This window comes from Pseudovibrio flavus (genome assembly GCF_009711345.1).
In the GTDB taxonomy this organism is placed as follows: Bacteria; Pseudomonadota; Alphaproteobacteria; order Rhizobiales; family Stappiaceae; genus Pseudovibrio; species Pseudovibrio flavus.
In genome coordinates this window covers 39,631-49,783 of the sequence record NZ_SMMA01000058.1, presented here as the reverse complement: position 1 = coordinate 49,783, position 10,153 = coordinate 39,631, and the positions used below count along the sequence as shown (strand labels likewise).

Sequence of the window (10,153 nt, the reverse complement as noted above, 5' to 3'; positions counted from 1 at the left end):
CGGATCACCGCTCCGCTCGTCCGGTATGACGGATGAGGCAGGGGCTAGCGGGGTATTCACGATACTTAGCGGTGTGACGGGCGGAAACCGCTCCTAGCAATGATGTCACCCCGCACTTGATGCGGGGTCCAGACAGAAGCAGCAGCACCCTCAAGCCAGGGCTAGTCCACTTTTTCCAGAAGCCACGCTTTGAGATAAGGCAGAAGCTGCTCGTCCATGGGAATGCTGTTGTGAAGCGCGCAAAAGTTAAGCGCCATCGTCTGAACGCAAAAAGCCTGAATGCCGTCAGCGAGCAATCTGTCGGGAACATCCTTGCGAAATGGCCCTTCAGCCAGCCAGTGACTGACAACACGGACCTGACGATCAAACGTCATGGCAATCGCGCCGACTTCCTCTTTCTGGGCCGCGCCGGAATGGCGTAAAATGACATCAAACACATAGCGTTCGCAGGCCATAAACTGCAAAAGCGGCATCAAGCTACTAACAACGGTCTCCACACTACGCGGGGTCGGCGCTTTCTCAATTGCGTCAAGGTGCTGATTGATGCGTTCGGCGATCAAAAGCTCCATCAACGCATCCTTGTCGGCAAAATGCGCAAAGAACGTGCCTTTGGCCACACCAGCGCATTTAACAAGGTCTTCAATACGCAGGCCAGCATACCCGTGCGCTTCAATAAGCTCATGGGCGCATTCAATCAGACGGGCACGGGTTTTTAGCGTTCGCTGTTGGATAGGCTTCTTCATAGGCTCTCACTATCAATTTTACTGACCGTGGTCAAATTTATATTGACCTTGGTCACTTTTGAGTCTTTATTGACCATGGTCAATTAATGAGGGACTCACCATGAGCAAGCGCATTTTCATTTTGAACGGCCATCCCGCCGCCACGTCTTTGTCTCGAAACTTTGCAGAAGTTTATGCGCAGGAAGCGCGCTCTGCCGGAAACGAGGTCCGTATCACCCATCTGCACGATCTGCAGTTTGACAGCGACTTCGGTGTTTCCAGCTTTAAGGATGCTAAACCGCTTGAGCCATCGCTGGAAAAGGTCATGCAGGATATCGAGTGGAGCGAGCATATCGTTCTGGCAACGCCGATGTGGTGGGGTGGTTTGCCTGCAAAGCTGAAAGGGCTTTTTGACAGAGCCTTTCTGCCCGGCCGCACCTTCGACACACGCAGCACCAAAGCAGGCCTTCCCCTGCCAATGCTAAGCGGGCGCACGGCAAGGCTCATCTTAACGTCCGACACGCCGGGCTGGTTTTTACGACTGGTTTATAAAAACGCGATGCTATGGCAGCTACGCAAACAGATACTGGGCTTTGTTGGCATCAAGCCAACCAAGGTGACGTACTTTGCAGGCGCAAGTCACCCTAGGGACGGGCAGGTTGAAAGCTGGATGACAGGCGTTGCCCGTTTGGGCGCGCAAGGCGCATGAGCCGCAAAAGAAAAACCGCTCGCAGCCTTCCAGCTACGGGCGGTTTCAACAACAGGTCTTCAAAATCGCGACTGGCTGCACCTACCGTGTGGCGATCACATCCACCTCAACGATAACCCCGTTCGCTACGGTAGATTCCGGCGTGCCGTTACCAATGCCAAAATTGGTTCTATCCAGCGTGATCTTGCCTTTAGCGGTGGCTGTGTCACCATCGATCTTTAATGTAAATGGCAAGACAACAGGGACAGAAACACCGCGCAGAGCAAGGTTACCGTTGGCCTCGTACTTGTCCCCGCCAAGCGCTTTTACTTCAGAGCTGGTGAAGACGGCGTCGGGGTAGGTGTTGATGTCAAACCAAGCTTGCTCGGCCAGGGTAATGTCGGTCTGTGCATTGCCCGTATCCGCGCTACCGGTTTGAATAGTCGCTTCAATCTTGGCGTTTTCAGGGGCAGCAGGGTCAAAAACAATTGCCGCGTTCCACATGTTGAAGGAGCCGGTGGAGGATGCACCGTTTTGAACAAAGGTGAATGACACCTTGCTGTTGATTGTGTCTACCGTCCACTGGCTTGCAAAAGCGCTTGTGGCGAACAGGGTGAAAGCACTCAGAAAAGCTGCTTTTAGTAAATTCATTTTATTGATCCTAAGTCGCTTTTGATTGGGATGGGGACTGCTGCTTGCTGGCTTCACTTGGAGCGGCAGAACTTGGCTTCATCATTCGAACCAGCACGTCGTCTTTGGAGATAAAGTGATGCTTCAAAGCCGCCGCGATATGCAGCAGAACCAGAACGATTAGCAGGTACGCAGCGTATTCGTGAATGAGGCTTGCCGGATCAGAAAGGCTGGTCTTTTCCGCTACCGCCCAGCCCAAAGGCATATGCGGAATGTTGATGCTGCCGAATAAAAGGGTCGGAATGTTGTAGGGGCTGGAGGAGACGACAAGCCAGCCGCTAAGCGGCAAAAATAACATCAAAGCATAAAGACCTGCATGACCTAGATGGGCAGCAAGGCGCTCCAAGGCTCCCATATTTTCAGGCAGGGTAGGCGCTGGGTTGGAAAAGCGCCAGACAAGACGGGCGAGCGCGAGGGCAAAGACAACAATGCCGAATGACTTATGCCACTGAAAAAGGGCGAAGGTTTCTGGCGCGGTAAGCGGCTGGCGCACCATGTAAAGACCAAGGCCCAACATGCCGATGATAAGGATCGCCATCGTCCAATGGAACAGAATGGCAAGAGAGCCGTATCCAAATTTAGTGTTGCGTAGCATCACGCCATCCTCGCTCATAAGGGGTGGGCGAGACCATTGGACAGGCCCCGCCACGACGAGTTCAAGGCTTTCGGAAAAGCCGTGGTTACTTCACCATTGCTTCGCTGTTGATGGTGATCACGACTTCATCGCTCACATAAGGAACGTTGGCACCCATGCCAAACTCGGAGCGGTTCACGGTGGTGGTTGCAGTCACGCCAACGGTGCGCTTCTTCGCCATTGGGTGCTCGGCAATACGGTTCACGTTCACGTAGAGGGTGGTTGGCTTGCTAACGCCCTTAATGGTCAGGTCGCCCATCACTTCCAGCTCGTTCTCGCCGGTCTTCTTTACTGCGGTGGATTTGAAGGTCGCAGTCGGGAAGTTCGCCGCATCAAAGAAGTCACCGCTTAGAAGGTGCTTGTCACGCGCAGGCCAGAAGGTATCAAGACTGCCAATGGAGATGGTCACATCAACGGAAGATTTTGCAGGCTCTTCTTCGTCAATCACGAGCGTTCCCTGCCAGTCTTTGAAACGGCCATCAGTGGTAGAAAAGCCAAGGTGATTGTAGGAGAAGGCCAGATTGGAGTGGGACATGTCGAAGTTATATTCGACAGGAGCAGCAGCAAGGGGAGTAGAAAGAAGGCTTGCGACAAATGCCGCTGCTAGTGTTTTGCGAAACATGATGTTGAACTCCTCGTAATAAAGCAAATCGACTGTACGTATTAAAACGTTGTTGTGGCCATATTTGCGTTTATCTGAGAAATTGCAATTGAACGCATTGTTCACTATCCGTGAATAATCGTGATGTTCTCTAACTTGCTGCGTTTTAAAGGAAATTTATTTTAAGCATCATCAAGGATGAGCGAATTTCCCTTCGGTGCCTTTGTAAAACAGGGAAAACAAAAAACCCGCAGCTATAAAAACTGCGGGTCAGATTCTTCTTAGGATCACTTGCCATATCAACTCGGATAGGGCGCGTGCCTTCGTCAATTACATAGGCTTCACTGCGAAAAGAATGCCGTTCTTATCGCGTAGGAAGTCGAACTTCTCTTTCTTGAGCGCATCACGAAGCTGAGGCAGAACGCTCTTGTCATCGGCAATAAGCATGTAACCATCCGGCTTCAAAAAGCCCATGAGGCGCTGCAGGCACTTTACGCGGGCGTTGGATGGCAGCTCGTGGAAGAAACGGTCACACACCACAGCGTCGATTGTTTCATTCGGCGTGTAGCCCTGCGCATCGGCATGCACAGTTTCGATCGGCAGATCGTATTCGGCTGCTCGCTGGTCCAGCTGTTCCAGTCCAACGCGGGAGGTATCAACGGCGATAACGCGGTAGCCGCGGGCTGCAAGGAAGAGGGCGTCACGACCCTGACCTGCGCCAATATCCAAAATAGTACCTTCACGAAAATCCAGATTGGAGAACATGGTGGTGAACTGTTTGGAGGTATGACCGAAGTAGTCTTGGTCCTTGGCGTAAATATCGTCGTACTTTTTCATGTCTGTTCCCGAGGCTCTGGAGCTTTGCGCCTCTCATACACAACAGGTGTGCCAAAGGGCAAGCCCGCAGCCCATTCTATTCTTTTGCTTTTGATGGTTCTGGGGTAAACAGCGCGCACCTCTTTGCGCTCATGCACACTTAGGCGTGGGCTTCCCCTATCAGAATCAAAAAAGTACTCTTAGGTAAGAAAACACTGGGATCTTCCTGTTAAAGGATACTCTTGGCTTTACGCGAATGCGGCAGGGCGCGTAAAGGCGCGGGAATATCCGCGGAAGAAACCGGCAAAAAGCGCTGATCAAAGCGTTTGAGGGGAACAAAAAGCTATGAGAACCCGAAAAATTGGGTCCGTGGCTTTGAAAAAGGACTGGGTGGAACGAGAGGGCTGAAGCCTTCCGCTTGCCTGATATTATCAAGTCGAAGTGCTGGCCTTTTTGCATAAAGGGCCGGAAGTTAAGGAGAGACGTTCATGCAAAGCGTCCTGAAGAGGGGGCAGGAACTTGCACCCGGCTTGTTGCTCTGCGGAACAATTGGCGCGGCCGCTGGCTTTTTGTCAGACCATTATGGTGGCCCCACAATGCTTTTTGCGTTGTTGCTGGGTATGGCCTTCAATTTCCTTTCCCAAGAGGGAAAGTGTATTGCCGGTATTGATTTTACGGCAAAAAAGCTACTGCGCGTGGGTGTTGCCCTTCTAGGCGTGCGGGTAACACTGCAGCAAATCCAGTCATTGGGCCTTGCGCCTTTGCTACTGGTTGTCTTTTGTGTTTTCGCAACAATCGCCTTTGGCTGGTTCCTTGCCCGCATCAGTGGCAAATCCAAAGAATTCGGCCTGCTGACAGGTGGTGCTGTAGCAATTTGCGGTGCCTCCGCTGCACTGGCAATTTCCTCTGCAATGCCACAAAACAGAGAGGCGGAGCGTGACACGCTCTTCACCGTTATTGCGGTAACCAGCCTTTCAACGGTGGCGATGATTTTCTACCCGCTGCTGTTCTCGCTGTTCGGCTTTACCGATACCCAAACGGGCATCCTGCTTGGCGCGACAATCCACGATGTGGCGCAGGTTGTTGGCGCTGGCTACGCTATCTCTGATACGGCGGGCGATATCGGCACCTATGTAAAGCTGCTGCGCGTGGCTATGCTGCCTGTGATCGTTTTGGCCTTTGCCTACGCCTATCGCAATCAGCGCGGCGCAGAAGGTGGTTCGGCTCCATTCCCATGGTTTGCTCTGGCGTTTGCTGGCCTCTTGGTCATCAACTCAACCGGTGTGATCCCAGAGGTCGTACGCTCCTCGCTGGACAGCACGTCCCGCTGGCTGCTGGTTGCAGCTATCGCAGGTCTTGGAACAAAAACCTCGCTTAAGGCAATGGCAGATCTTGGCTTCCGCCATATCGCCGTTGTTATTGGCGAGACCGTGTTCTTGCTCTGCTTGGCAATTGCACTGCTGTTCTTGATGGTCTAGGTCTCGAGCCCAATTAGGCCACTAGCCACAAAACGAAACAAAGCCCCGAGGCGCATGTCGTGCCTCGGGGCTTTTTTGTTTGCATCACTGGTATCTACAAATTCAAGGGCCCGTCGATCCCACGCTTATCAGCAGATACCTAGTATTCCCGTTCGAAGTAGAAACCGGCTTTGGTATCACCCTTGGAATCTGCTTCACCACGGAGGCGCAGGTTCTTGGTGATCTCGATATCTACCGTGGCGCGGTTGCTGCCATCGCCCGTATCCTGCGTAACGCCCAGATAGATGTTCTCGTTGATATAGGTACCAGCGGAAAGCTCCGCATTACCCTCAGGGTCAACGCTCACATCAATATCACTCAAGCCAAGCAAATTTCGCAGCGCGGAAAATGCGCCATCGGTTCCCCCGCCAGAAAGCGTTGCAACGGCAGAAGCAAGCTGGGCAAGCTGTAAAGGCGACAGGTCTGTAGACGACTGGCCAAACAGCAACTGGGCCAGAATTTCATCCTGCGGCAAATCAGGCACCGAGCTGAATGTGATAACTGGCTCATCCGCCGGACCGGTAATGGAGATCGTCACTTCGGCTTCGCTGGTGGTCGTCTGAGCGGCAAAGTCCAGGAACGGAATGAAGGTACCGGCAAAGGTAACATCACCCTGACTGAAGGTGAGGCGCTTTGAAAGGATATCAAAGCGGCCACGGCGCAGCGAAAACTGACCAACGGTTTCAATATCGTTGGTGGTGCCCTTAACGGTCAAAGCACCGCCGACCTCTGCGTTCAAACCACGACCACGAACGAAAATCTGTCCCGGCGCGTTCATTGTAATATCGAGCGCAATCGGCTTGCTCTGCTTCTGGTTTTCCGCCTGCGCGCTAGAGCCGCGGCCTTCATCCCGGGCCAGTTCCTGTGCTTGCTTAGCAACCGGAATAGGGGCGTTAACATGCTTGACGCCTACTGGATTGATTGAGGTGCCAAGAGATGTCGGGATGCCGATATCTGCCCGCTCAATGGTCACTTCACCGGAAATAGTTGCAGGTGCTCCGTTGCCGCCAAGCTGTCCTTTCAGCTCAAGCGCGGCGTTGATAAGCGCGTTGACCAGATCACCGTTGATATAGCGGCCCTTGTCTATGGTGAGGGTAATGTCTGCTGGCAAACCATCGCCCAGATCGACCTGTCCGTTGGCATTCAGCGTACCGCCCGCAAGAAATTCCGCGCCAAGGCTTTCAAGCTTAATAGCCTTGCCGTCACTGGTGATACGGCCGGTAAAGTTCTTCAGCACAAGGTCACTGGTGAGCTGGGTAATCTCCAGATTATCCGGTGCTGCGACAAAGCTGATTTGAGGCAGTGGAAGGCGGCCGGAAACCTTGCCATCCAGATTGATTGCTCCTGTTGCCGAAACGCGAGAGCGGATCAGCGGGCCGTTAAGTACGGACATTGGAACACGGCCATCAACGTCAACATCCATGCTGACTGGAGAGCCCAAGGTAATTGTTCCTTTTGAGCGAACATCCAGCCCTGCAGGGTTGGAAAGCGTCGTCTGCTGGCTCACAGTGTTGTTTGCAAAGCTGCCAGTGCTTTCAATCGAAACGGCCTGAATATCCTGCTGGCGAAGCGGCGCTGCATTAAGGCCGGATGCTTGAATGGACCACTGCGCCTGCGGGTTGGAAGAAGGGCCCGTCACAGTGGCAGTGCCGTTGAATTGTCCCGCTAGTGCAAGGTCCGGCACAAACGCGTTGGCAAGGCTTACGGGAATGCTGGCAAGGTCTGCCTTCACATCCAAATTTTCACCGGCGGAGCCCGAAACAGTAAGCCTGCCATCACCCAGCTCTAACACGAGAGCTTCGATTGCCTGCTGCCCAGAGCCAACCGTAATCCGCGCTGGCTGGTTAAGCTTTGTGTCGATGCCATCATAGCTGCCATCAAGCTCATTCAGCGTGAGGGTAAAGCCACCGTCATCCAGCGTCGCGAGTTCACCATTCAGCGCGACGAACTGATCGTCCTGCGCAAGAACGGCCTTGCCCTCAAAGGCAATGGTATCGCCGCTGGTATTGGCGTTGAAGTTCACGGTGTTGACGACAAACTCACCGGCCTTGAGAGCGCTAACCAGCACTTCACCATCAAGGCGCGGTTTCGCAAAAATGTCTTCCAGATTGATTTGCGCGGCGATGCTTTCAACGCCAAGGTCAGCGACTTTCACATCGCTCGCTCGCAGATCAATGTCTGCAAGGATAGAACCGGAGTTATCATCCAGCTTTACCGATCCGGTAATTGCGCCTTCCGCTTCTGTCAAAAGCAGCGGTGCGATCTGCGAAAGATCAGGAGCATTGATCGTAAGGTTGCCGGAAATACCCGTCGGCAACGCGCTCATGTCTGCAATGGTGAAGGAGCCGCTGGCTTCGTTCTCACCGACCTTGGCAATCAAGGAGCCGATCTCGGCGCTCTTACCTTCACTGGAAAGAACTGCCGATACCGAGAAGGCTCTCTCGTTCATAATGCCGGAAAGGTTCAATTGCCCGTTGGGTGCCTTTGGATCAGCTTTTGCATTGCCCTCAACCTTCAACGATGGAACCGCTGTACCGTTAAGAACGAGGTTGCTGGTGGAGGCGTTTAGCACCACATCGGCTGCGCGAACCGGCCCGCGCACACCAAGGTTGGCTGTAAGCGCACCTTGTAGGCGTGGGTCAATGCGGTTTAGGTCATAAAGTTCAACGCTTAAGCCTGCGTCTGCTTCGCCGTTATTCACGTTGCCTTGCACGCTTAAGCGGGCATGCGGCCCAACAAGCTGCGCCCGCTCAATGGTGACAGTTGCCCTCTCGATTTCAGGGGGGGAGGCATCAATGTTTGCAGCCACCACTAACTTGGTATCACCGTCGATCAGGCCATCAAGTTCCTTTGAGCCAATCTTCAAACCTTCGGCTGTAACCTGCGTTTCAATCCGTCCCTGTTTTTCAGCAAGTGGACCTGTAACAGTAAAATGCGCTTGCACATCACCGCCAAAATCGCGCTTTGCGATTTTTGAAAAACGGTCCAGCTTGGAAGCGGTGAGGGAGCCTTCAATACGGCTATCTGCAAGAGAAAGCGTTGAATTTTCCAACCGCACTGCAAGATCCTGCGCAACAAGCGCAAACCGGTCCAGAGAAAGGGCAGATTGAGCAATAGAGGCGCGGCCTCCTGCTAGCAACTGCGCTGACGTTGGCAGCGCCTGCAAGTCAGCGTTTTGATAGGAAAGGCCCTTTACATCACCCTCTACTATAAAAGGTACAAGGCCTTGATCTTTCGTGAGATTTGCGTCCTGCCCCTTCGCAGATAGGGTTACAGATTCACTCGATACGCCCTGTGCAGCAACGCCTAGGCTATCAACCTTCACTTCCCAATCAATTTCGGAAATCGGGCCTGCCGCATGGAAAGTAGCGGATGCACGACCAAGTGAAATCTCGTTGTTTTCTAGTGGGATAGTAAGTGTTTGGCCATCTGCGAGCTTTGTCTCCAGCGTACTGTTGACGAGAAGGCGGCCAGAGGCAGGGTCATGATTGCCGTTTGCCTTGGCAAAAAACGTGTTTGTTGAAAGGTTTAGCGTCCCCTCCAGTACGTCAAAGCTGTCACTAAGTTGGACCTCGGCGACAAGCGCGGTCTGTCCTTCAAACAACTCGCCAAGGCTTTCAGGAAGCAAAAACGCGAGCGCACCACTAAGGTTAGCCGTAAGGAGGCGGTTTGTATCCTGCTTCTGGAACCGTGCCTGACCGCTCACGGTTTCCTTGCCATCCAAAGCAAGCGAAAGCTGACTATTCCAGTCCTCAACCGGACCGTTTCCGGTCAGGCTAAACTTTACAGAAGGAGCGTTTTGAGCGTTGGTCAGCGCGTCGAACAACCCACCTTTGGCTTCAAATACCTCAACATCGAAATCAAGCAGCTGAGAGTTTGGCGCGAAGGTCAAATCAGCAGCCAGAAACCCTTCGATTTCGTCCAGTCTACTAACATTGAGTTTGGCGGAAATCTTTTCCGGCTTTGTGGTAAGCCGTGCTTCAGCATCTGCCCGCAAAAGGGCAGGCGCGCCAAGAACTGGCGAGTCCAGAATGATCTCGCTGATCTCAGCGTCTTTCAGATCAACAGGGATGATGAGAAAGTCTTCAAGTGATGACTTATTCTCACCTGACGGTTCTTTCTCTGCGCTAGGTTCTGGCCGTCTTGTGGCGCGGACGGAGAGTGCGCTTAGCTTGTCGACAACCACTTGTCCGCTAAAGAGCGCAATAGGGGACCAGTCCAGATCCAGCCCTTGCAGTTCCAGCCAAGTGCCTTTTACGTCGCTAACGGAGACCTTGTGCACATCGACATCCAGCGCCCAGTCAATGCGTGGTCGCTCAATCGTAACATCTGGAATAAGCGCGGATAACAATTGTCCAGTAAGCTCTTGTCCCCGCTCGAAACTGCCAGCGCCCACAACAAGGACGTAGACAAGCCCAAGCAGCGAGACCAAGGCAACGAAGCCCTTAAAAATAAACGAGAACAAACGCTTAATCAGCAACACGG

General features: G+C 53.1%; 8 protein-coding genes. 2 read left to right on the top strand and 6 right to left on the bottom strand.

Features of this window, described 5'->3' with window-relative positions; all coding sequences use genetic code 11:
• Positions 1-161: 161 nt before the first annotated feature.
• A complete protein-coding gene (locus E1162_RS06885) occupies positions 162-743 on the bottom strand; it encodes a TetR/AcrR family transcriptional regulator (protein ID WP_155128657.1) in 582 nt (193 codons plus the stop codon).
• 100 nt (positions 744-843) lie between these two features.
• Between E1162_RS06885 and E1162_RS06880 the strand changes: the two genes are divergently transcribed.
• The gene (locus E1162_RS06880; RefSeq protein ID WP_155128655.1) at positions 844-1,431 is read left to right on the top strand and encodes an NAD(P)H-dependent oxidoreductase; all 588 of its coding nucleotides are present in this window, start codon (positions 844-846) and stop codon (positions 1,429-1,431) included.
• Positions 1,432-1,512: 81 nt separating this feature from the next.
• Here the strand turns inward: E1162_RS06880 and E1162_RS06875 are convergent, their stop codons facing one another.
• The 4 genes from E1162_RS06875 to E1162_RS06860 form a co-directional block, all read right to left on the bottom strand.
• The gene (locus E1162_RS06875; protein WP_155128653.1) at positions 1,513-2,061 is read right to left on the bottom strand and encodes a YceI family protein; all 549 of its coding nucleotides are present in this window, start codon (positions 2,059-2,061) and stop codon (positions 1,513-1,515) included.
• Between the two features lie 10 nt (positions 2,062-2,071).
• Positions 2,072-2,695 carry a cytochrome b gene (locus tag E1162_RS06870; protein ID WP_155128651.1) on the bottom strand — a complete coding sequence of 208 codons (624 nt, stop codon included), beginning with the start codon at positions 2,693-2,695 and terminating at the stop codon, positions 2,072-2,074.
• A gap of 85 nt (positions 2,696-2,780) precedes the next feature.
• Entirely contained in the window at positions 2,781-3,356 is a 576-nt protein-coding gene (locus E1162_RS06865) for a YceI family protein (protein ID WP_155128649.1), read from the bottom strand.
• Between the two features lie 309 nt (positions 3,357-3,665).
• Positions 3,666-4,172 (bottom strand): class I SAM-dependent methyltransferase, encoded by a 507-nt coding sequence (locus tag E1162_RS06860; RefSeq protein ID WP_155128647.1) that lies wholly within the window; start codon positions 4,170-4,172, stop codon positions 3,666-3,668.
• Between the two features lie 467 nt (positions 4,173-4,639).
• Between E1162_RS06860 and E1162_RS06855 the strand changes: the two genes are divergently transcribed.
• Complete coding sequence (locus E1162_RS06855) at positions 4,640-5,629, top strand: YeiH family protein (RefSeq protein ID WP_155128645.1); 990 nt, start codon at positions 4,640-4,642, stop codon at positions 5,627-5,629.
• Positions 5,630-5,768: 139 nt separating this feature from the next.
• Here E1162_RS06855 and E1162_RS06850 read toward each other — a convergent pair whose 3' ends face one another.
• Complete coding sequence (locus E1162_RS06850) at positions 5,769-10,151, bottom strand: translocation/assembly module TamB domain-containing protein (RefSeq protein WP_155128643.1); 4,383 nt, start codon at positions 10,149-10,151, stop codon at positions 5,769-5,771.
• Positions 10,152-10,153 lie beyond the last annotated feature (2 nt).

Excerpts from the sequence above, each read along its gene's own strand:
- E1162_RS06880 (WP_155128655.1), top strand. The coding sequence starts at position 844 with ATGAGCAAGCGCATTTTCATTTTGAACGGCCATCCCGCCGCCACGTCT.
- E1162_RS06870 (WP_155128651.1), bottom strand. The coding sequence starts at position 2,695 with ATGCTACGCAACACTAAATTTGGATACGGCTCTCTTGCCATTCTGTTC.
- E1162_RS06865 (WP_155128649.1), bottom strand. The coding sequence starts at position 3,356 with ATGTTTCGCAAAACACTAGCAGCGGCATTTGTCGCAAGCCTTCTTTCT.
- E1162_RS06855 (WP_155128645.1), top strand. The coding sequence starts at position 4,640 with ATGCAAAGCGTCCTGAAGAGGGGGCAGGAACTTGCACCCGGCTTGTTG.
- E1162_RS06875 (WP_155128653.1), bottom strand. The coding sequence starts at position 2,061 with ATGAATTTACTAAAAGCAGCTTTTCTGAGTGCTTTCACCCTGTTCGCC.
- E1162_RS06860 (WP_155128647.1), bottom strand. The coding sequence starts at position 4,172 with ATGAAAAAGTACGACGATATTTACGCCAAGGACCAAGACTACTTCGGT.
- E1162_RS06885 (WP_155128657.1), bottom strand. The coding sequence starts at position 743 with ATGAAGAAGCCTATCCAACAGCGAACGCTAAAAACCCGTGCCCGTCTG.